Here is a 22,248-nt window from a genome sequence, read left to right as displayed (position 1 = left end):
CCGGCGGGGCGAGAGAGGGCGGGGGGAGTGAGTGGGGAAAAAATAACTGAGGAAAGCAGCGTCCGAGAAGCCACGGTGACAGCATAAAGCCCAACAACCAACAATGAATTAAATAACTTCTCACGCAAGCTGGACGTGGGCTAAAGCCTGATTCACTCCAAACCCAACTCCTGAATCTTGCGCGTGATGGTGTTGCGGCCGATGCCCAGCTTTTGGGCCGCCTCGATGCGCCGTCCCCGGGTTGTCGCCAGCGCGGCCTCAATCAGGCGCGCCTCAAAGCGACGCGTCAGCGCGTCCCACACATCGTTGCGACCACTGGCCAGCAAAGCCATTGCTTCGGCCGCAAGACCGAGTTCCCAGGCTGATTCGATCACTTCACCCGTGCCGCCGGGCTGCGGCGGCGCCATGGCAGCGGATGCGTCGGCTGGCGCCGGCCCTGGGCTTGCCGTGGCCGATGCCAGCGCTGACTCGGGCACGTCGGGTGGCGGGGCAGGGGGCATCGGATTTGCGGACGTGGACATGTTGGCGGGCGCCTGACCCGCACCTGCGGTGATCACCCCCACTTCCGGCGGCAAGTCCTTCGGTTCGATCACCTGCGCGGGCGCCATCACGGTCAGCCAGTGACAGATGTTTTCGAGTTGCCGCACGTTGCCCGGAAAGGCAAAGTTGCCGAGCCAGGCCAGTGCCGCTTCTGAAATTCTCTTGGGCTCGACACCCAGCTGCGCGGCGCTTTGCTGCAAAAAGTGGCGCGTCAGTACGGCAATGTCCTCCTTGCGCTCGCGCAAAGCCGGCAGGCGCAGGCGGATGACATTGATGCGGTGAAACAAGTCCTCGCGAAAGGCACCCTCTTTGACCCGCTGCTCCAGGTCCTGATGCGTGGCGGCAATGACCCGCACATTGGTTTTGACGGCGCTGTGGCCCCCCACGCGGTAAAAGTGGCCGTCGCTCAGGACGCGCAAAAGTCGAGTTTGCAGGTCGAACGGCATGTCGCCGATTTCGTCCAGAAACAGCGTGCCGCCATCGGCCTGCTCAAAGCGGCCGCGGCGCATGGCCTGCGCGCCGGTGAAGGCGCCGCGCTCATGGCCGAACAGCTCGGACTCGAGCAAGTCTTTGGGAATGGCCGCGGTGTTGATCGCCACAAACGGCCCCTTGGCGCGGGGTGAGTGCTTGTGCAGCGCCCGCGCCACCAGTTCCTTGCCCGAACCGGACTCGCCGGTGATCAGGACCGTGACGTTGCTCTGGCTCAAGCGGCCAATGGCGCGAAACACATCCTGCATGGCCGGCGCCTGACCCAGCATCTCGGGCGCGTCGGTGGTGAGTTCTTGCGCCACCTCTTCGCGCTGGCTTTCTTCGACCGCGCGGCGAATCAGTTCCACCGCCTTGGGCACGTCAAAGGGCTTGGGCAGGTACTCAAACGCGCCGCCCTGAAAGGCCGACACCGCGCTGTCCAGGTCAGAGTACGCGGTCATGATGATCACCGGCAGCGCCGGGTATTTTTCCTTGACCTTTTCAAGTAGATCCAAACCCGAGCCGCCTGGCATGCGAATGTCGCTCACCAACACGCGCGGCGCGCTGTTGTCGTTGCAGTCATTGAGCGCGGCCAGTACCTCGCGCGCACTGGTGAAACTGCGCGTGGGCAGGTCTTCTCGCAGCAGCGCCTTCTCCAGCACGAAGCGGATGGACTGGTCATCATCTACGATCCAAATCGGCTTCATAAGCGGGTTTACCTCAGGTCAATGGCCAAGTGGCTGGAGCGGTTAAGGAAGAGGAATCAATATCTTGAAATCCGTGCAGCCTGGCACACTGTCGCACTCGATCAAACCGTGGTGTTGCTGGACAAAAGTTTGCGCCAATGTCAGTCCCAGCCCCGAACCGCCTTCCCGTCCCGACACCAGCGGATAGAAAATGCGGTCTTTGATCGAGTCTGGTACACCAGGCCCGTTGTCAATCACATGCAATTCCAGTGCCAACCGGTAGCGCTGTTTGCCAAAAGTGACCTGGCGCGCAATTCGGGTTCTAAAAGTCAGGCGGGCGCTGCCTTGTGCGATCTGCGCGGCCAGCGCCTGGCAGGCGTTGTGCGCAATATTGAGGACGGTCTGGATGAGTTGCTCGCGGTCACCGCGAAACTCCGGAATCGAGGTGTCGAAGTCGCGCACTACCTGCAGTCCCCTGGGGAATTCGGCTGACAGCAGCAGGCGCACATGCTCGCAGACCTCATGGATGTTGACGTCCCCCACCAAGTGCGGGCGCCGGTGCGGTGCCAACAGCCGGTCCACCAAGGTCTGCAGACGATCTGCCTCACGGATGATGACCTGCGTGTACTCGGTGAGTTCAGTGGAGTCCATTTCGAGCTCCAGCAACTGCGCCGCGCCGCGAATGCCGCCCAGCGGGTTCTTGATCTCGTGGGCCAGATTGCGAATCAGCTCCTTGTTGGCTTGCGCCTGCTCGGCCAGGCGCTCCTCCCGGTCCTGCCGTGCCTGCTGTTCCAGCGGCAGCAGCTCGACCACCATTTCATCGGCTGTTTCAGTCTGGGTCACGATCACATGCACCGGCAGCGGCTCATGGTTCACCCGTTTCAGCCAGGTGTCATAACGCAAGGCGGCAAATTCATTGTTATCAGCGCTTTGCAGGGCGTCGTGCAGCCGTTTTGGCTCGGTAAAGCTGTCGGGCAGACTTGAGCCCACAATCGTGCGGCGCGACATGCCACGGGCATCTTCCAGTGCGGCATTGGCGAAAAGGACGGTGCCGTTGCTGTGCACCACGGCCACCAGGGTGGCGAGCAGGTCAAACGACTGGAAGCGCAGCGTTGCCGTGGCGCTGGGCGCCACGCAAGTGGCGGTCGGGGTGGAATCGGATAAGTTCAAGCGGCCTATTTTGCCGCAGGCGCGGTCGACGGCCCGCCGAGTCGCCCAAGTTCACGGCGAATGCCGGCGATGTCGCTTTCGTTGCGGGCCAGGCTGGCCTTGAGTTCAGCCACCCTGTCCAGGTACTTCTGGTAATTGCGCGCCTCGCTGCCCTGCTTTTCCGGCTCACCGTTGTTGTATTCCCTCAGCAACTCTTCCTGGCGCGCTTGGGCTTTTTTCAACTCCAGTTCAAGAATCTGGCGGGAATCCGAGTCACGCGACCGTTGATCGGCGCCATTGACCCGCTGGTCAGGCGCAGATGCGGTTTGTACCCCGGCCGCTGGCGATTTCGGCTTGGAGGCGCTCGGCCGAGTGCCCTGCACCACGGTCACGTTGCCGCCCTCCATCAGCTTGCAGCCTTTTGTTTTGGCGTCAGGCACCGTGTTGGTGTACTCGTTGCCGCAGCGGTAAATGCGTTCTTGCGCAAAACTGGTGGGCACAAAAACGCCAGCGGCCACGGGAATCAGCAAGGAAATCAATTGAAGAAGGTTCATAAGTTTTCCACGCTAGAAAGAAACAGGCATGGATGAAGTGGTCAGTATGCGTCAGTTACTACTGCTGTGAAGAAAGTTCAAGCCGCACAAATGGAAAAGGACGGCGATTGCCGTCCTTTTTGGCCACAAAGTGTAACGTTTACAGCGAATAGTACATGTCGAACTCGATCGGGTGCGTCGCCATGCGCAGGCGCGTGACCTCGCCCATCTTGAGTTCAATGTAGGCATCGAGCAGGCTGTCACTGAAGACGCCGCCCTTGGTCAGGAAGCTGCGGTCCGCATCGAGGCAGTCCAGCGCCTGGTCCAGGCTGTGGCACACCGTCGGAATCTTGGCGTTTTCTTCGGGCGGCAGATGGTACAGGTCCTTGGTGGCGGCTTCGCCCGGGTGGATCTTGTTTTCCACGCCATCCAGACCAGCCATCATAAGGGCCGAGAAGCCCAGGTACGGGTTCATCAGCGGATCAGGAAAGCGTGCCTCGATGCGCCGACCCTTGGGGTTGGCGACATAGGGAATACGGATCGACGCCGAGCGGTTCTTGGCCGAATAAGCCAGCTTCACGGGAGCCTCAAAGCCGGGAACCAGACGCTTGTAGCTGTTGGTGCCGGGGTTGGTGATGGCGTTCAGAGCCCGCGCGTGCTTGATGATGCCGCCAATGTAGTACAGCGCGAAGTCAGACAGGCCCGCATAGCCGTCGCCGGCAAACAGGTTCTTGCCGTCTTTCCAGATCGACTGGTGCACGTGCATGCCTGAGCCGTTGTCGCCGACGATCGGTTTGGGCATGAAGGTGGCGGTCTTGCCATAGGCATTGGCCACGTTTTGCACCACGTACTTCAGGACCTGGGTCCAGTCGGCGCGCTGCACCAGTGTGCTGAACTTGGTGCCAATCTCGCATTGGCCCGGGGCTGCCACTTCATGGTGGAACACCTCGACCGGAATGCCCAGCGATTCAAGGATCAGCGACATTTCAGCGCGCATATCTTGCGTGCTGTCCACCGGGGGCACCGGAAAGTAGCCGCCCTTGGTGGTGGGACGGTGGCCGCGGTTGCCGCCTTCGATCTTTTTGCCCGAATTCCAGGGCGCTTCGTAGTCGTCGATCTTGAAGAAGGTGCCCGACATGTCGGTGTTCCAGCGCACATCGTCAAACAGGAAAAATTCCGGTTCCGGGCCGAAGAAGGCGGTGTCGCCCATGCCCGAGGCCTTCAGGTAGGCTTCGGCTCGATGAGCGACCGAGCGCGGATCGCGGTCATAGGCTTTGCCGTCACTGGGCTCGACCACGTCGCAACTCAGGAACATCGTCGTTTCTTCAAAGAAAGGGTCAATGTTGGCGGTGTTGGGGTCGGGCATGAGCTGCATGTCGGAGGCTTCGATGCCTTTCCAGCCAGCGACCGATGAGCCGTCAAAGGCATGGCCTTCGCTGAACTTGTCTTCATTGAAATGTGACACCGGCACGGTCACGTGCTGTTCTTTGCCCCGGGTATCGGTGAAGCGGAAGTCAACGAACTTGACTTCGTTGTCTTTCACCATGTTCATGACGTTTGCGACGGTTTTGGCCATCAAATACTCCTGGTTGAATCGTTGTTGAAAAGTGTATGGTTCGCTGTCATGCAGGTTTTGTGCCAGCTGCGACATTGCGCCCCGAATGTCCGACGCAACATTTTGCCCTGACTTTCAGTCCTTGCTGAACTCATCAAAGAAACATCACACCATGTTCATGATTTTTCGCACTAATTAAGTGCATTTCGGTGAGCTCGGAATTGTGTGAATTATTTCTGCACCAGTTCAGGGCCAAGCTTGGCATTCAAATGGTGCAGGCCATCCAGCAAATCAGCAAAGGCCAGGCTCACCCGTAACGGCTCGCCCTTGACCCCCAGTTCGATGTGACGACCGTACGCAGGATGATCCACGCTCGGCAGGCTGAACACCTTGACGCCGACGTGTCGCCGCTCAATGTCCTGCATCAGCGGTGTCAGGGTCGCTTCCATGGCGCCAAAGACAATGACCGACTGCTCAATCCATGCGGCAATTTGATGCAGCTGTGGGTAATGGGTGTCGAGCACCCATTCGATCATCGGCCAGGCCATGACCGGAAAACCGGGCACGAAGTGGACTGAACCACAACTGAAACCGGCAACGCGGTTGTAGGGGTTGGGAATGAGTTGCGCGCCCACCGGAAACATGGCCATGTTGAGACGGTGCAGGTTGTCCGGGTGATCGGGCTCAAAGACGCTGCCCTGTTCCTTCGCCAGGTCCTGCATGCGCTGGCGGATCAGCTCGGCCGCTTCGGGGTGCAGCGCCAGTTCCAATCCGAGTGCCTTGGCTGCGCACTGGCGCGTGTGGTCGTCGGGGGTGGCGCCAATGCCGCCGGTTGAAAAAACGATATCACCCGAGGCAAAGGCCCGCGTCAAGGTGGCCGTGATTCGCTCGGGCGAGTCACCGACGTACTCGGCGTAGTCCAGCGCCAGGCCGCGCGTCTTGAGCAACGCGATGACCTTGGGCAGGTGCTTGTCTTCACGCTTGCCTGACAAGATTTCATCGCCAATGATGATCAGGCCGAAACGAGGTGTGGCCTCAGCGGGAGGTGTCGGTGTTGGCAGTGGGTTCATGCGGCAATGTTAGCGCCTGAACGTCAATCGTTGTGTCACCTGCGAAGGGCGCGGCGGTGACGGGGGCCGCCTGGACAGTCTCGGCGCGCAAGGCCTGCAACGCCGCCAGGCTGTAATGGGCAAACCAGAGCGACGACAGCGCAAAGATCAGCGTGTAAAGCCAGATCGCCACGGGCACCAGAATCACAAACGCCGCAGCGAACAAGGCGCCTGAAGCCCACAACACGCTGGGTGCGGCGCCCAGGTAGCCGCAAAAAATACCGATGCCCAACAACCAGCCGCGATGGCGCCGAAAGATCTCGCGCCGCTCCTCGACACTGGCGTGCTCGGCCAGCGCATCAAAAGCCATCACGCGGTAGGTCAGCCAGCCCCAGATCAGTGGCGGCAGCACCAAAATCAAGGGCGGAATGAACCACAGCGGCAGTGACACCAGCAGGGCGATGACGGCCAAACCGGTCGAGCCCAGGGACCACAGCAGACTGAGCACAAAAGAGCCGCCGTGCTTGCGCTCCAGCTGTGGGAAACGCCGCGTTGCCACCAGCCGGGTCAGCACCGGCGTCATCAAGAGCGCAACAGTCAGCAAGGACAGCAGCACCAGCAGGGGTGTGACGGCAAAAATCACAATCAAAGGCGCCAGCGCCAGCTTGAAGCTACCAAAGCCCACGCTCTGCAGCCAATTCGAGACCGTGTTGACGAGGGTGGACGCTTCAAGCGCCGTGCGCACCCATTCCACGGTGCTGTCCCAAAAATAATAGCCCAGTGCCCAGGCCAGCGCGACCATCAACGCCAGCGGCAAGAGCGACAGCAGCATCACACGCGGGCGCAGGCAATAGGCAACGGCGCGCCAGAAGGCATCAAGAAAAAGGTTCATGGAACCAGCATACCTGTTTGGGAAGCATCAACCCTTGAGGCTGGCCAGATCAACCGCACTCAACCAGCGCCATTGTCCCGGCGCCAGATCATCGGGCAAACGCAAGCCGCCAATTTGCGAGCGGTGCAAGGCTTCCACCCGGTTGCTGACCGCCGCCACCATGCGTTTGACCTGGTGGTACTTGCCCTCGGTCAGGGTCAGGCGAAGGTGGTGGCTTGACACCGCCTCGCTTGCTGCGGCGCGCACCGGTTTGGGGTCGTCGTCGAGCACCACTCCGGCCAGCAGCCGGGCCACCTGGGTGTCGTCGAGCGGGTGTTTGACCGTGACTTCGTAGACCTTGGGCACGTGGTGGCGTGGTGAGTTCATGCGGTGGATGAACTGGCCATCGTCGGTCAGCAGCAGCAAGCCGGTGGTGTCCTGGTCCAGCCGACCTACCGCCTGCACGCCTTGCACCGCACCCTTTTGCGGGCGCAGCCGCAGGGCAGATGGCAGCAGGGTGTAGATGCTGGGATAGGTGGAGGGCTTTTGGGAGCACTCGGTGCCGGTCGGCTTGTTCAGCATGACGTAGGCCTTTTCATGGTAGGTCCAGTCCACCCCCTGAACCCGAAAACGCAAACCCTCTGCATCTAATTCAATAGCTGCCTGCGTATATAGGACGGGGGCTAGCGCCTGATTTGACTCATAAACTTGCACGAGACCCTGCTGGATCAGACCGGCACAGATGCGCCGTGTGCCAAAGCCCTGGGAATAAAGAATGTCTTGTAGCTGCATGGCCCGAGTATCGCAAAGCCGGCTCTGGCCGCGCACGGCCGCGCCAGTGCGAACGGCTCGTTCAGATCAGCCGCGCCGCTTCGCGTGCCGCCACCAGGCCCTCGTCCGTGGGCACCACCCAGACCTGGACCCGGCTCTGGGGCGCATGGATCGCCAGCACCTCGTTGCCGGTGGCCTGGCTGTTGAGTTGCGGGTCAATCACTACCCCCAGCCAAGCCAGTCGCTGGCCCATCTGCGCGCGCAACTCGGTGTCATGCTCGCCAATGCCGCCGCTGAAGGCCAGCAGATCGAGGCCGTCCAGACAGGCGACCATGGCGCCGGCTTCGCGCACCAGGCGGTAGGTGAACAGATCAATCGCCGCCTGGGCTGGCGCGCTGCCATTGGCGCGCAGGGTTCGCATGTCGGCGCTTAGCCCTGAGACGCCGAGCAGGCCGCTTTGCTTGTAGAGCAGGGTTTCCAGCTGGTCGTGGTCCCAGCCTTGCTCCATCAGGTACAAGAGCACGCCGGGGTCAATGGAGCCGGTGCGGGTGCCCATCATCAGGCCGTCGAGTGCTGAAAAGCCCATGCTGGTGGAGCAACTGAGGCCGCCGCGTGCCGCGCACAGGCTGGCGCCGTTACCCAGATGCGCCATCAGCACGCGGCCCCTGGCCTGCTCGCTGCGTTCCAGCAGCACGCTCATGACGTACTGGTAGGACAGGCCGTGAAAACCGTAGCGGCGCACGCCTTTCGCTGTCAGCGCCTGCGGCAGGGCAAAGGTGGAGTCGACCTCGGGCAGCGTGGCGTGAAAGGCTGTGTCAAAGCAGGCGATCTGCGGCAGCTCGGGAAACGCTTTTTGAAAGGCGCGAATGCCTTGCAGGTTTTGCGGCTGGTGCAGCGGTGCCAGCGAGGTCAGGCGGATCAGCTCGGTCATGATGACTTCGGTGACGATGACGCTGGCCGACAGGGTGCGCCCGCCGTGTACCACGCGGTGCGCAATGGCTTCGATCGCGGGAATGGCAGGGTCGGCCCGCAGCAGTTCGCCCAGGTTGTGCAGCGCTTGCTCAAAGGGATCGGCGGCGCGCTCCAGTTGCCGATGCTGGGCTTGACCGCAGAAACTCCAGTCCAGCACCGGCGCGCCGCCGGGCTCCAGGCCCTGGATGCTGCCGGTCAGGACGCTGGCCTGCACTTGCCCGCTTTGCAGCGGGTGCAGGGAAAACTTGAGCGTGGACGAGCCCGCGTTGACGGAGAGGATGGCCATGGGGTGAGTTCCTTAAAGAATGGGGTTGGAGGGGTTGCGCCGCGCGCTGCTGGCTGCCAATTGCGCCAGCAGGCTTGAGGCCACCCGGTTCATGGGGCCGTCGGCGCGGCTGGTCAGGGCGATCGGCACGCGCGCGCCCAGCACCAGGCCCGAGCCGGAGGCGCCGGCCAGGTATTCCAGTTGCTTGGCCAGCATATTGCCGGACTCCAGGTCGGGCACGGCCATGATGTCGGCCTGTCCGGCCACCGGCGAGTCAATGTTCTTGATCTGCGCCGCGTGGGCGGAAATGGCGTTGTCAAAGGCCAGCGGGCCGTCCAGCACGCCGCCGGTGATCTGGCCGCGATCGGCCATCTTGCACAGAGCCGCGGCGTCCAGTGTGGACGGGATGTTGGCGTTGACGGTTTCCACCGCTGACAGGATAGCGACCTTGGGCACGGCCACACCCATGATGCGGGCAAAGTCGATCGCGTTTTGAATGATGTCCATCTTCTCCGCCAAGGTGGGGCGGATGTTGAGCGCCGCATCGGTGATCAGCAGTGGCTTGGCGTACAGCGGGATGTCAAAGCGAAACACATGCGACATGCGCCGCCCGGTGCGCAGCTCGGGGCGCGCCAGCACGGCCTTGATCAGCTCGTCGGTGTGCAGGGCCCCCTTCATCAGCACCTCGACCTCACCCCTGGCGGCCATCGCGGCGCCCATGTCGGCGGCCGCATGGCTGTGTTCTACCGCGACGATCTGGGCATCACCCAGGTCAATGCCTGCCTCTTCGGCCACGCGGCGAATGCGCAGCTCGGGGCCAATGAGCACCGGCACGATCAGGCCGTAGCGGGCCGAGTCCATGGCGCCGCTGAGCGAGCCCGCATCGCACGGATGCACCACGGCACAGCGCACCGCCGGCAGGCCCTTGCCCAGTGCCAACAGTTCATTGAATCGCGCTTGCGGGTCATACAACTGGATTTGCGGAATATTCACGCGCGGCAGGCGCACCTTTTTGGTGGGGGCCAGCACCCGCGCCGTGCCATACAGCACGCGCACGCCTTTTTGGTTCAGCACCTGGCAATCGAGTTCGACGCTCTTGTTCAGGTCATTCTTGCTCACCACCTTGACCATCACCGTGAGCGTGTCGCCCACCCGCACCGGCTTGGCAAAGTGCAATACCTGCTCTTGGTAGATCGTGCCCGGGCCCGGAAACTGGGTGCCGAGCAAGGCCGAGATCAAGGCGCCGCCCCACATGCCGTGCGCCACCACGCCCTGCAACAAGGTGTCGTTGGCGTAGTCGCTGTTCAGGTGCGCCGGGTTGGTGTCGCCCGACACGGCGGCAAAAGCCTGGATGTCGGCGAGCGTCAGGGTGCGCAGCAGGCGCGCACTTTGGCCCAGGGCGATCTCGTCAAAGGTGACGTTTTCGATCAAATCAGGGTGCGTTGAAAAATTCATGGCTGGCTTGGCAGTGGCAGGGTAAATGCGAACGGGTCATCAGGAACAGGCAGGGTAAGGCACGCCAAGGCGTGAGCGCTGGGCGGGCCGAGGGGTCTCAGGTATTAAAGAGGCGGTCCAGGTCGATGCCGTCAACGCCGGGCTTGAAGCCCTTGCGTTCCAGCTGCTGCTCGGCCTCGATCATGATCTGGTGCGTGACGGTGACGCCGGCATCGTCGACATAGCGCTTTTCAACCTCGTAGCGCATGACCAGCAGGCCGCGCAACTCCTGGCGCTGGTGCGCCACGCGGCACTCCGGGCCGACGTGGGCGTGCCCGCCCTCATGAGGAGCCGCGCTGACACGGCGCTCATGCAGCACCGTTGTGTCATGTTCTTCGCTCATCAAGCCGGCCACCTCGCCTTCGTTGTCAAGCGCTACGCCCAAGGCAATGGCCAGGCGAGCGATGCGCATGTTCAGGGTCGCCATGGCCGCTTCCATCTGATGCCGGCGATCAGCGTGCAGTTCGTCCTGGGGGGGCAGATCAATCGGCATAACGCACCATCACGTAGTCGCCGGGCGCGTCGCCCAGTACGGTCTTGGCATCAATGCCTGGCGCTGGCACGGGCTTGCCCGAGCGTTCACGCAACCACTGGTGCATGGCCTCCCACCAAGAGCCCTCGACCACAGGCGCCTGCGTAGCCCAGGTGTCAGGATCAACCCAGGCATGGCCTTTTTCCGCGCTGTCGATCTGGTAGCTGCGGCCGCGGTGCCCGGGCTCGGACACGATGCCCGCGTTGTGGCCGCCCGCCGCCAGAATGAAGGTGGTCTGGGTGTCGGTGAGCAAATGAATCTTGTAGACCGACTGCCAGGGCGACACGTGGTCGCGCGTGGTGCCTACCAGCAGCCGCGGCGCGCGGATGTCCATCAGGGCGACGCCGACCCCGGCCACTCGGTAGTTGCCGGTGGCCAGCGCGTTGTTGAGAAACAGTGATGACAAGTATTCGTTGTGCATACGCTCGGGCAGGCGCGTGACGTCCGCATTCCAGCTCATCATGTCGTTGCCGACCTCGTCCTGGCCCATCAGGTAGCGCCGGGTGCTGCGGGACCAGACCAGGTCGCGCGAATTCAAAAACTGGAACGAGCCGGCCATTTGCTTGCCAGACAGGTAACCGGTGCGCGCCATCGACTCGCGCAAGGTTTTCAACTGGGCGTCGTCGATGAACACGCCCAACTCTCCCGGTTCACTGAAGTCAGTTTGCGCCGCCAGCAGCGTGACGCTGGCCAGTTCGGGCAGGGCGTCGAGTGCGACGGCATCGTCGTGGCGACGGTGTTGGTCTTTGCTCTGGCCACGCCGGTGCGACTGCGGCTGGCGCCGGCCCAGTGCCGCCGCCACAATTGCCAGAAAGGTGCCGCCCAGGCAATAGCCCACGGCATGAATCCGGGGTGCGCCGGTGCGCGACTTCACCGCTGCCATGGCGTCCATCACACCCAGCTGCAAATAGTCTTGCATGCCCAGTTCGCGGTCGGACGCGTCCGGGTTGCGCCACGAGATCATGAACACCGTGTGTCCCTGCCCGACCAGATAACGCACCATGGAATTGGCAGGCGACAAGTCCAGGATGTAGTACTTCATGATGCATGACGGCACGATCAACAGCGGCTGCGGGTACACGGTCGCCGTCGTGGGCGTGTACTGGATCAGCTCAATCAGCTTGTTGCGAAACACCACCTTGCCCGGTGTGATGGCGACGTCCTGGCCGACCTTGAACGCCAGCGGCTTGAGGCGGCCGCTGGCCGCCATGCCTTTTTGTTGCTGTCGGTCCAGCAAGTCCAGGGCCAAATGCTGATAGCCCTTGAGCCAGCTTTGTCCCAGCGATTCATGCCCCTTTTTGATCGCCTCGGGGTTGGTCAGGAGCCAGTTGGAGGGCGACAGCGCATCGAGCGCCTGCCGGGTGAAAAAGTCAACCACATGACGGTGGTGGCTCGACACCCCTTCAACCTGGGCGGCCTCGTGCCACCAGGCATGGGTGGCTTGGAAGCTTTCCTTCAGCACACTGAAGGGCCACTGGCGCCAAGCCGGATCATTGAAGCGCGGATCGTCAACTGGTGTTGGATGAGATTCGGTCTCGGCAGCGAGTGGGCGCTGCAACGGGCTACCGATGACCTTTTGCGACAGGGCCAGTGCCCGCTGCGCCAACAGCATCTGCTGCCCCGGTGAGGACGCCAGCTGCATAGCCCAATCGGCATAAGCCAAGGCCAGAGAAATCGGTGACAAGCCGAGGTTGACCTTGGCCAGTTGGGAACGCAATGCCTCGTCGAGCGCGCGCGCTGCAGCCAATTGCCGTTCAGAAGGCGGCGGGAGTGAGATCGCTCGTTTCATGACAGCCCCTGGATTCCGTAAAATTTGATTTTGCATTATGCAGGGTAAACCCTGATTTCGGCGATCGAGAAGGGGTGAAAAGTTAGAGACCTTCTTCCTAATCGATGGCCTGGCGCTTGCCCTGTGCCATGCGCTCCTGCTGGCAATCAGCCACGTTAGATCGTCAATAACATCAATCACTAATTGATAGCAACTAACGCTTATTACACATGGGCTGCAGGCTATTTCATTATAAATTTGAGCCATCTCTGGTGTAGTGCTCCGAAAGTAGGCTCCAAACGCAGCCAGCGGCAGCGGCAGCGGCCGACTGACCAGGTAGCCTCAGCATCAGTCGTCACCCCTGCCTCAGTCATCGAGATCAGGCGCGAATTGGAGATAGCCACCCGGTGGGTGTAGCGCGACAAGGAAGCCAGCACCGCCGCCGGACCAGCAAAAGGACGTTTGGCATACACCATCCTTGTGCGTTTAGTTTGCCATCGTCACAAAGCAAAAAAGGCCCGCACTGCCATCAGCAGCCGGGCCCCTTGTGAGAGTAGGTTTACTTGGAAAGGTCGATGGCGTACACGCCCTGGCCCTTGCCGCTGCCGTCGTCGCTGCTGACCACGCTGATGTTGGTAAAACCAGCGGTCTGCGCCACCGCCAACTTGCCGCTGCCGGAGGTGAAAGTCACTGAACCTGCCGTGGTCACTTTCGTGAAGCGCCAACTGCGGGCTGATCCATCGGCAACCAACGTCAGGGTCTTGCGGGCCTTGATGTAGTCGATCAAGACATCACGGTTGGCATCGGGTGAAGCGTAGATGGTGTTGGCCGCTGTCAATCCGAACTGTGTGCCACTGGTGGCGCGGTAGTTGTTGGTGGCGATAATGAACTCGGCGGTGGTGCTGAGGGGTGCGCCCTTGTAGCTCAGATTCTTGATGCGGCTGCCCTTGGGCTGGGTGACGTCAATTTCATAACTGACATCGGCCGAGGTGAACATATCAAAGTTGTAACCCGGGAAGGTGGATACCAGCGCCTGCGCCGTGGTCACGGTGGGGTCGATCTGGTTGAAACGCTCGGCCGCTTTTTCCAGCCACGTCTTGATGCCGGCGCCCGTCACTTTCACCGCATACACCGTGTTGGGGTACAGGTACAGGTCGGCGGCATTGTTGATGGCAATCGGGCCCTGCTTCACGTCAGTGAAGTCGGTGCCACCGGCAAAACCGCTCTTGAACGGTGCACTGACCGACAGCACCGGCAAGTCTTTGTACTGCGGCATATTGGCAGCCACATACCTGGCCACATAGTCGGCCTGCGCGGCGTTGACCACCTGGATGGCGGTGACATCGCCCACGTCGGCAAAGTAGGACGAGAGGGCAAAATCCGACTGGCCAATGGGCGTTTTCACATAGGCAATGGCGGCTTCGTGCTCGGTCTTGATCGCGGCGGCAATGGCGGGGTCCACCGCCACATAGGTTTTGGCGGTGGCATCCAGCAAAGCCTTGCGAATGCTGACAGCAGTTTTGCTGGTGTCGATAGTCCACTTGCCATTTTTCACCAACAGGTTGTAGTTGATGACCCCGATGGCCTTGCCCCAATAGCTGGGCATCACAGCGGGCACACCATGGAAAGTTCCCTTGACCTTGTCCACGCCAGTGGCGCTGCATGCCGTTGTGGTGCAGGCAGCGTTGGGAAACTCGCCGTGCGAATGGCCCATCAGAATGCCGTCAATGCCGGCCACTTTGGCCAGGTGGTAGTTGGCGTTTTCCATGGTGGCGGTGTAGGTGTTTGTGTCCCAGCCGCCGTGTGAGGCGGCGATGACGATGTCGGCCCCTTCGGCGCGGGCCATGGGCACGTATTTGGTGGCGGATTCCACCACGCCCTGCACGTCCACCTTGCCATCGAGCCAGCGCTTGTCCCAGTTCAAAATGGGCGGTGGCGCAAAACCGATCACCGCCACCTTCAAGGTGCTTTCAATGGTTTTACCGTCTTTGTCTTTGGCGCTGACTTTTTTGTTGATGATGGTGTACGGTTTGTACAGTGTGGCACCGTCTTTTTTGCTGCTCACATTGGCCAGCACCAGCGGGAACGCCGGGCCGGTGCAAGTGGGCTGGCTGGCCACAGCGGCCATGCCTTCCACGTTGAACTTGGTGCCGGTCACTTGCGACAGGAAGGGCAGGCCGTAGTTGAACTCGTGGTTACCCAGCGTGCCGGCATCAAAACCAATCGCATCCATGGCCTTGTAGGTGGCCAGCTTCTGGTTGCAAGCCAGCGGGCTGACCAGCGCCTGGTAGTCGGCCAGGGCGTTGCCCTGGATGGTGTCGCCGTTGTCGATCAGCAAGTTGTTGGGAAAGTCGGCTCTAGCCTGCTTGATCAGCGTGGCGGTGCGCTCCAGTCCGACACTTTTGTCTTCCGCCAGTTTGAAGTAGTCGTAGCTGACCACATTGGCATGGAGATCCGAGGTCTCCAGAACGGCCAACTGTGCCGTGGCTGATTCGGGCAGCGTGACAGCAGCAGGTGCGCTATCGGAGCCACCACAGGCGGTAAGACTTGCGGCCAGGGCCGTAACCAGCGCAGCAGCCAAGACTGACCGCGAAGATGATCTAGATTTAGCAATGGGAACCACAGAAACTCCTGATAGTGAAGGGCCAGTGCAATGTATCGGTCCAATGTGACACTCAGGTGAAATACTCGCGATACATCCAAGGTCAGCGCTCTGATTTTTTGGGCAAAAAATAGAACGTCAGCTTCACTCAAGCGGGAGTAGCCCATGAAAGGTGCCACGATGCTGGCCAGCGGCAGGCCAGCGGCCAAACGACCGGAGTTTCCCGGGGTCAATACGATGCGCGGTAACCTCAAGACCGCTTTGGCCGGGACGTACCATTCGTTTGATCACGCCAAGTACGCTGCTCGCTATTTGGCAGAGTTTGCCTATCGGTTCAATCGAAGGTTTCACTTGGCGGCGATGCGGCCTCGCTTGCTTCGCGCCGCCGTTGTTACCAAACCCCAGCCCTTGGCTGTATTGCGTTGGTCTGAGGCAGGTACCTCATCAGGAAATTTCTTATACAAAGTCGCCCGAGCTTTATGGCACCAGTAACGGTACGTAGTCCGCCAGAAAAGTGCCCCCGTCGGTAAACAGCTTGCCCTCATCGATCAGTGTGGGCGTGATGCCCATGCCATAGGTGAAATCGCCCACCGTGGTGTTGATGGGTCGGTCGGTGATGACTTCGCCCAACGCATAGGGCTTGCCGTCCTGGTGTGTGTACGCCGTGTCTGCCGTGCGGAAGTAGCGAAAGGTAAAGGGTGTCTCAGAAAACACGTCTTTTCCAAAGTCGTAGCGTTGAGTAGCCACCACTTGCCGGTAGCGCCCTGCACCTGCCAGGGCGTTTTGCCGGGTCGGTAAAAACAACTCAGGCTGGATGTGACCAGACGCATTGAGGTAATCGCCCCGGGCAGTAAATTCACGTATCAACTTCAGGCGCTGCGCTTGTACTTGTTTGATCGCCCCGGCATCCTTGGTTTGCAGGGCCGTACCCAGTTCGGGCCAATCGCCGGAGTAGCCTTGCGCCTTGCTGATTCGGGTCTTCAGGTAGACCTCCACGGTTTGGGGCATGTCCCCGTAAAGCGAGGCACCCACCACATAGTCCAGAAACACGCGAAATTCGCCCTTTTTCAGGTAACGGTTGAGCGGTTCGGCCACTGTCAAAGCGCCTGGAACGCTGTCGGATGTAGCCAAGGCGCTGGCCTGGTAGCCAAGGTAGTTCATTTCTTTCCAACCCGCATCACCGGCAAACTTGCGCGCCATGGCCCAGGTGGAGTCGATGGTGCTGCCTATGCCGGAGGTGTAGGTTGGCTGCTGTCCAACGTCGGATTGGCGCACATTGCCTGAATGGCAACCCACGCACTGGGTCAGTTCCGAGGGCGTTTGCGGCCGCAATTCACCACTGGCGTTCTCGATCCAGCCGCCCAAGATCCAACCGACACCGTTTTCAATCCAGCCCTGGTCGCGGCTGGCATACACCGGCGCACCTTCGTCCTTCAGGCCCATACCAAACTCATCGGGGTACCAGGCGTGCGCCTTGACCATCCATCTGATTTCTTTCACCCGGCGCGCACGCGTGCCGGGATAGGGGCTGATGCCGGCATCGCGGCCATCGGCCTGCACGTCCACGTAGTGCAGCGGGTGGGCAAATTCGGTGCCCAACGGATACTGGCCACGCACCAGCGCCACACCGGCCGCAGCGCCGACAAAAAAGGACTCGCCTTTCAGGCGGTCCTGGATGTTGCGCTCAACCAGATCGAGGTTGGTTTTATAGGTTGGCAGGTCAAATTGACCCGCCTGATTCTTCATGAAGGTATCTGACAGGCGAATATAAATTCCCGAGACGCTGCCCGCCAGGGGCGTAAAGATGCCGTAGGGCATGAAGTTCACAGCGCGCCAGCCGGTATTCCAGCCTTGGCCATCGTTGAAGAAACCGCGCTGCTCCATTGCGCTGCGCACAAAGCCGTCGGCTTTGGCGGGCAGGTCATCGGGTGACAAGGCAGGAAACAGCCGCCAGGCCGAGCTGATCTTGGGGTCCCAGTCCTTGCTTGAGCCGGGGCGCTGCTCGAACGCAGCGCGCCAGTTATCCTGGCGAACATAGGCTTGCATGTCCCAGGCGTCGGGTTTGATGCCAGCCGCATCCACTGCTGCGCGCAAGGCTTCGGGCTGAAGGGTGTTGGCCCAGGGGTTGATGCTGGAGTTGACCACAAAGGGGTAGCGCACCACACCAAAGGAGTAATCAGCCTGCAGGTTACCTACGTTGGGGTTGCCACCGGCCATCGGGTTGTTGTTGCCCAGCTTGAGCGCAGCCACACCGTCGGTATGGCAAAACAGACAGGCGTTTTGGGCGCCGTGACTGGTTTCGATGTAGCACTGCGCCGGTATGTGCGCATGCGGGTTGAGAAAGCTGCCCCGGTCAATGTCTTCACCCACCAGGGCTGCCAGCGTGACCACCGGTTCAGCTGGTGACGTGGCTGCCGTACCACCGCCACCGCAGGCTACAAACAAAATGGGCAGGCTGCACACAACAACGCCAAAGGGCAGCAGCCACGGTTTGAAGGAGCGATTCATGTGGCACGACAGTCCGAAAAGTTAAGAGTCCGATAGCCCTGTGAAAGCCGCCCAGCCAGTGACCCGGCGGGGCGGCTGTCGCAGGACAGGGTGGCTGATTGCACCACCCTGAGCGATCAGCAGCGCGCAATGCCGCGCGCTGCACGCCATTTACTTGACAGCAGGCATGCCACCGATGTAGCCCACATCCGCTTGCAGGTAGTAGTTCAGCGTGTCGTACTTGTTCTTGCCATACAACTCCTCCGCCTTGGCTTTCAAGCTGGTAGTCAAAGCTGGTGGCTGAGTGCTCAGCCAATCACCTTGATGCTGAGTATTGCTCATGATGTAGGCATGACCGTTCATGTCCTCCGCCACCTGCAGACCCGTGGCCTCGGCGCCAGCGGCCACGCTCAGCAAGCGGGTGAGCTTCTTGGTGTCTACGTTGTAGGCCCAGACAAAGTTGTTGACGTGGTTACCCGAGTCTTCACCGACAAACAGCGTGCGCAGTTTCTCCGAGAAGAACACGTTGTCAGTGTTGGCGGTGTAAGCCGTGTCAGCGGTGTTGCCCTTGGCATCGGCGGTGATCGGGCGGCCCAGCAGCATGTCTTCGATGTAGCCTTTGGTGGGCACATAGTCAGACGCGATGACGTTACCGGCCTTGTCCTTGACACTGCTCGCCATGTCAAAGGTCATGGTGGCACCGGCGTTGTTGGCCTTGACGCGGATGTCATCCACCGGGCCGCCATCGTTGGCCAACATGGAGCCCTGGATATAGCTCAGGGCGTAATACATCTTCTTGTCTGCGTGGTTGATGGCCACGCCTTCGCCCTTGGTGAATTCGGTGGTGGCACCCAGGTAGGCTGCATAGCGACGCGTCTCCAGGTAGGCAGCAGCTTTCTCCATGCCAGGCTTGAGCTTGAGCCAGATCGTCTCGGCAGAGCCGGAGCGCGTGGGCACAAAGCCATCCTTGGCGGCCAGCGAGGTCTCAAAAATGTCGCCAATTGTCAGACCGTGGTCAATCAGTGCCTTGACTTCGTCGTAGGTCCCGCTGCCCAGTTTGATCCAAGTGATGTTGGCAGTTGTGTTGGCGTCACTGCCATCGGCAGAAGTCTGGTTCCACTTGGCGGCGTAAATGCTGCCACCGGCCTTGGGGTCGTTGGCCTTGTTGCCGACAAACATGAACATGCCCGAGTAAGAGCCGTCATCACCGAAGAATGCGGTCTTGCCGTCCTTGGCGTAAATCGCCATTTCCCAGGTGCCACGACCCATTTCGTAGTGCTTGGTCACATCGTATTTGCCGTCTTCTTTGACGGCCACTTCGGTCGCGTAGCCGTAGTGGTAGGGATTGGCTGTCTTGGTTTTATTGAAATACACCTCGGTCATGGCCTTCAGACCGGCTGTGGTGGTGGAGTAAGCCTTTTCGCCCGGTACAAAATACAGGTCATAGTCCTCTTCGCCACCGAGGTGGGTGTTCCAGGGCGTTTGCGAACCAAAACAGAAGATCCAGCCACCATTCACGCTGGAAAAGTCCACCGGTTTCTGGCTTATGACGCTCAGCTTGCCGTCAGCGGCCTGGCTGATTTCAGACAAGTTCATGCTCATGGGCATGCGGCTGTACCAGTTCGCCACCTTGTAGGACTTCTGACCGTCGGCCAGGATGTTGTCGTATTCCCAGTGGTTGACCAGGAAGAGCTTGCTACCCACCTTCAACAGGCTGTTGGCGTCAGCAGTTTCAGCCACCACGGGGTCACCTTTTGGATCCATGATGGGATTCATGTTCACGTCAAACAACTGCCCGGACGCATACTTTTTTCCGCCAGTTTCGTTGATCTCAGAAGTGCTCTTGAACAGGCTGGTGTAGCTCAGCGGGTAGGTCTTGCTGCTGCCGTCCGAATATTTGTAAATGGCCGAAGACGAAGACTTGGTGTTCAACATGTCGGCGTCGCTGACGGGCACAGGTGTGTCGGTGAATTCAACGCCAACCAGGGTCACCGGGGTCACCGGGTCGTCATTGCCGCCGCAGGCGACCGAAGCCAGACCGACGGCAATACTCAAGGCTGACAGCTTGAAAAGAGAAGAAGAAATAAATTTCACAGATTGACTCCAATGGGGTTGGTAAAGACGATGCCAACGTGAATACTGTCGTGTGCATGTGACGGTTTCATGACGGCTGATAAGTCAGCGATGAACTTGCATCCACTGTGTAGGCGCGTTCCTTGACGGTGGTGACAAAGTGCCAGGTGGCTTTGGCCTGTGTGGGTGTGAACTGCATCAGCATGAAGCCGCGGCGGTAGGTGTCGGCAAATTTCAGGTCGTCCACCACACCTAGGAATATCGCTTTGGATTGATCTGGGGTCAGCGTGGGCAGGTATTCCTCAAAACCCGGCGAGCTGACGCTGCTGGTGGCAAATTCATGACCGACCACGCTGCCATCCAGCAGGGTCAGCTGACTGGCCCAGGCGTTGTGGGTGTCCCCCGCCAGCACAACCAGTTTTTTGCCCAGTTGTTTGGCGGTGGACAGCACAATTTCACGCTCAACCGGGTAGCCGTCCCAGGCATCCAGGTTGTAGCCCAGTTGCGGGTTGACTGCCGGATTGAGCAAGGCTTTTTGCGTGTCCGTCAGCATGTCGGGCGCTTGCGCCGCCGTGGCTTTGGCCGTCAAGTAGTCGTTGATAGCCCTTTGACCGGCTGCGACGGCATCGGCACCCGTGTTGTCCGGATTGAGCGCTGTCAACACGCTCACCGGAAATTCCATACGCGCCATCAACACTTGCTGACCCAGAACTTGCCAGGTGGCGGTCGACGCGGCCATCTGCGCCTGCAGCCAGCCCCGTTGCGCGGCACCCATCATGCTGCGGGCAGGCGATGCCAGCGTGGCCACGGCGGTGCTGGCCGTGGCCGGGTTGAGCAACTCGGTAAAGCTGATTTGCTTGTCGCGCCCGATCAGGCGGGTTTCCAGCATGTGCATGGCAGCCAGGCCACCGAAGTCAAAGCTGCGGTAAATCTTCAGCAGATCTTTGGCATCGGGCGCACGCACTGGCAGCCACTCGTGCCAGGCCTGAACGGCGGCAGCACGGCGGTCAGTAAATCGGCCCTCAGCACCTTCGATGTGGTTTTCGGCGCCACTGTCGAAACTGTCGTTGGCGACTTCATGGTCGTCCCATACGGCAATCACCGGCAGGCTAGCATGAAATATTTTGCTGTCGGGGTCAGAGCGGTACTGGGCATAACGCTTGCGGTAGTCTGCCAGGGTGAGGCATTCCGTGGCGGGTTGCGAGATGCGCCCGAGTGCGGCGGCATCCGCGCTGGCGTAACCGTCAGCGGCGTATTCGTAAATGAAGTCACCCAGATGCACCGCGTATTTGGCATCGCTTTTGGCGGCTTCGGCGTAGGCGTGAAAGTAGCCAGCCGGATAGTTGCTGCAGCTCAGCACCGCCAACGCCAGGCTGGTGCTTCCTGCCGCTGGCAAGGTGCGGGTTTTGCCCACCGGTGAGCTGTGTTGGCCCCAGCGAAAGCGAAAGTAATAGTCTTTGCCCGCGCTCAAACCGGTGGCATCCACTTTCACGGTGTGGCCTGTGGCTGCGGTTGCCCGGGCATTACCTGAAGCCGTGAGCGTTGAGAAGGCGGCGTCGCTGGCCACTTCCCACGTCAGGGGCGCGTCGTCATTCAAACCGCTGAACTGCGCGTGGGTCCACAAGATGACGCGATCCGACAAGGGGTCGCCGCTGGCGATGCCGTGGTCAAAACGTGGTGGTTCAGGGTCATTCCCGCCACCGCAGGCTGTCAGGGCTGCGCCGGTACTGGCCAGCGTGGCCAGTGAGGCCAAACGGACGACAAATTGACGACGGGAAGCGTGAGGGGTATGCATGTGGTTCCTTTTAGGGTTGGTGAGCTCTAACGACGGGTGATGCGGCCATCGGGCTGTGCTGACAGTGCGGTGCCTTCAGAGCCCAGGGTACCGGTGTAAGACGCGCCACTGACAGCGGTGTCCAGCAACACACCTGTTTGTTGGGTGGCATCGCTGCTGCTGCCACAAGCGCTCAATCCAATCAGCGCTGTGAGGGCCACAGCCATGCCTTGTTGACGAAGAAATAACATTTTTTCATGCTGAATTTGTGATGCTCGATTGGTGAAGAGAAAACAAATACAAGCTTATGGGTCAGGTGTGACTGCGTTGTGACACTGCGGCCTCAGGCATGTGTGGCGCAAAGGCGGCTTTGCCTTTGTGACCAACAGGGCAAACCTAGGCGGCTACGCCAGTGGTTGATGCACTGGTTCAGCCGCAACGCGAAGTCATCAAGAATTGCGCATGCATGGATGTTCTCCCATGACGCTGGCCAAACGCGCACCAATGCTGATTGGTCGGGCCTTTACATGACAAAGGGCGTGTCAACTCCAATTCAATTGTTTGACGGATAAAGCAACTTCTTTTCTGTAAATTTCCGAAATTTAGTTTTGGGTGTTGGTGATTTGCAGCGCTCAGGGCTTCATGGTTAGATAGATTTT

The 22,248-nt window shown here is 60.4% G+C and carries 16 protein-coding genes and 2 pseudogenes; 1 reads left to right on the top strand and 17 read right to left on the bottom strand.

Features of this window, described 5'->3' with window-relative positions; all coding sequences use genetic code 11:
• Window positions 1-152: 152 nt before the first annotated feature.
• From ntrC to GZ093_RS14120, 13 genes and pseudogenes are all read right to left on the bottom strand, one after another.
• Window positions 153-1,715 (bottom strand): nitrogen regulation protein NR(I), encoded by a 1,563-nt coding sequence (gene ntrC / locus GZ093_RS14180; protein WP_296486941.1) that lies wholly within the window; start codon window positions 1,713-1,715, stop codon window positions 153-155.
• A 42-nt stretch (window positions 1,716-1,757) separates the two neighbouring features.
• Complete coding sequence (glnL, locus tag GZ093_RS14175) at window positions 1,758-2,828, bottom strand: nitrogen regulation protein NR(II) (protein WP_296486945.1); 1,071 nt, start codon at window positions 2,826-2,828, stop codon at window positions 1,758-1,760.
• Between the two features lie 41 nt (window positions 2,829-2,869).
• Window positions 2,870-3,397: a hypothetical protein gene (locus tag GZ093_RS14170; protein ID WP_296486940.1), complete on the bottom strand. Its 528-nt coding sequence runs from the start codon at window positions 3,395-3,397 to the stop codon at window positions 2,870-2,872.
• Window positions 3,398-3,536: 139 nt separating this feature from the next.
• Window positions 3,537-4,952, bottom strand: a complete 1,416-nt coding sequence (gene glnA / locus GZ093_RS14165; RefSeq protein WP_296486938.1) for a type I glutamate--ammonia ligase — start codon at window positions 4,950-4,952, stop codon at window positions 3,537-3,539.
• Between the two features lie 209 nt (window positions 4,953-5,161).
• Complete coding sequence (locus GZ093_RS14160; protein WP_296486936.1) at window positions 5,162-6,001, bottom strand: molybdopterin-binding protein; 840 nt, start codon at window positions 5,999-6,001, stop codon at window positions 5,162-5,164.
• Window positions 5,967-6,872: an EI24 domain-containing protein gene (locus tag GZ093_RS14155; protein WP_296486934.1), complete on the bottom strand. Its 906-nt coding sequence runs from the start codon at window positions 6,870-6,872 to the stop codon at window positions 5,967-5,969. Before GZ093_RS14155 ends, GZ093_RS14160 begins: the two co-directional genes overlap by 35 nt.
• A 27-nt stretch (window positions 6,873-6,899) precedes the next feature.
• Window positions 6,900-7,643, bottom strand: coding sequence for a 16S rRNA pseudouridine(516) synthase (locus tag GZ093_RS14150; RefSeq protein ID WP_296486932.1), 744 nt, complete (start codon window positions 7,641-7,643; stop codon window positions 6,900-6,902).
• Between the two features lie 61 nt (window positions 7,644-7,704).
• Window positions 7,705-8,880 carry an acetate/propionate family kinase gene (locus GZ093_RS14145; protein WP_296486930.1) on the bottom strand — a complete coding sequence of 392 codons (1,176 nt, stop codon included), beginning with the start codon at window positions 8,878-8,880 and terminating at the stop codon, window positions 7,705-7,707.
• Between the two features lie 12 nt (window positions 8,881-8,892).
• The gene (locus tag GZ093_RS14140) at window positions 8,893-10,314 is read right to left on the bottom strand and encodes a bifunctional enoyl-CoA hydratase/phosphate acetyltransferase (protein WP_296486928.1); all 1,422 of its coding nucleotides are present in this window, start codon (window positions 10,312-10,314) and stop codon (window positions 8,893-8,895) included.
• Window positions 10,315-10,411: 97 nt separating this feature from the next.
• The gene (locus tag GZ093_RS14135; RefSeq protein WP_296486926.1) at window positions 10,412-10,846 is read right to left on the bottom strand and encodes a hypothetical protein; all 435 of its coding nucleotides are present in this window, start codon (window positions 10,844-10,846) and stop codon (window positions 10,412-10,414) included.
• Window positions 10,836-12,674: an alpha/beta fold hydrolase gene (locus tag GZ093_RS14130; protein WP_296486923.1), complete on the bottom strand. Its 1,839-nt coding sequence runs from the start codon at window positions 12,672-12,674 to the stop codon at window positions 10,836-10,838. Before GZ093_RS14130 ends, GZ093_RS14135 begins: the two co-directional genes overlap by 11 nt.
• A 332-nt stretch (window positions 12,675-13,006) precedes the next feature.
• A pseudogene (locus GZ093_RS14125) lies at window positions 13,007-13,129 on the bottom strand (transposase); the annotation flags it as partial.
• 83 nt (window positions 13,130-13,212) lie between these two features.
• Entirely contained in the window at window positions 13,213-15,267 is a 2,055-nt protein-coding gene (locus GZ093_RS14120; protein ID WP_296486943.1) for a bifunctional 2',3'-cyclic-nucleotide 2'-phosphodiesterase/3'-nucleotidase, read from the bottom strand.
• 168 nt (window positions 15,268-15,435) lie between these two features.
• Here GZ093_RS14120 and GZ093_RS14115 point away from each other — a divergent pair.
• Window positions 15,436-15,747, top strand: a pseudogene (locus GZ093_RS14115) (transposase); the annotation flags it as partial.
• On the opposite strand, the gene GZ093_RS14110 reads toward GZ093_RS14115, so the two are convergent.
• From GZ093_RS14110 to GZ093_RS14095, 4 genes are all read right to left on the bottom strand, one after another.
• Window positions 15,733-17,763, bottom strand: coding sequence for a hypothetical protein (locus tag GZ093_RS14110; protein ID WP_296486921.1), 2,031 nt, complete (start codon window positions 17,761-17,763; stop codon window positions 15,733-15,735). The pseudogene GZ093_RS14115 and the gene GZ093_RS14110 overlap by 15 nt on opposite strands.
• 150 nt (window positions 17,764-17,913) lie before the next feature.
• Entirely contained in the window at window positions 17,914-19,836 is a 1,923-nt protein-coding gene (locus GZ093_RS14105; protein WP_296486919.1) for an alkaline phosphatase PhoX, read from the bottom strand.
• A 67-nt stretch (window positions 19,837-19,903) separates the two neighbouring features.
• Window positions 19,904-21,610 (bottom strand): alkaline phosphatase D family protein, encoded by a 1,707-nt coding sequence (locus tag GZ093_RS14100; protein ID WP_296486917.1) that lies wholly within the window; start codon window positions 21,608-21,610, stop codon window positions 19,904-19,906.
• Window positions 21,611-21,636: 26 nt separating this feature from the next.
• Window positions 21,637-21,840, bottom strand: a complete 204-nt coding sequence (locus tag GZ093_RS14095) for a hypothetical protein (protein ID WP_296486915.1) — start codon at window positions 21,838-21,840, stop codon at window positions 21,637-21,639.
• Window positions 21,841-22,248 lie beyond the last annotated feature (408 nt).

Origin of the sequence: Rhodoferax sp., from assembly GCF_010365055.1 — a bacterium.
GTDB lineage: Bacteria > Pseudomonadota > Gammaproteobacteria > Burkholderiales > Burkholderiaceae_C > Rhodoferax.
This window is presented reverse-complemented; position numbering and strand designations above follow the sequence as displayed.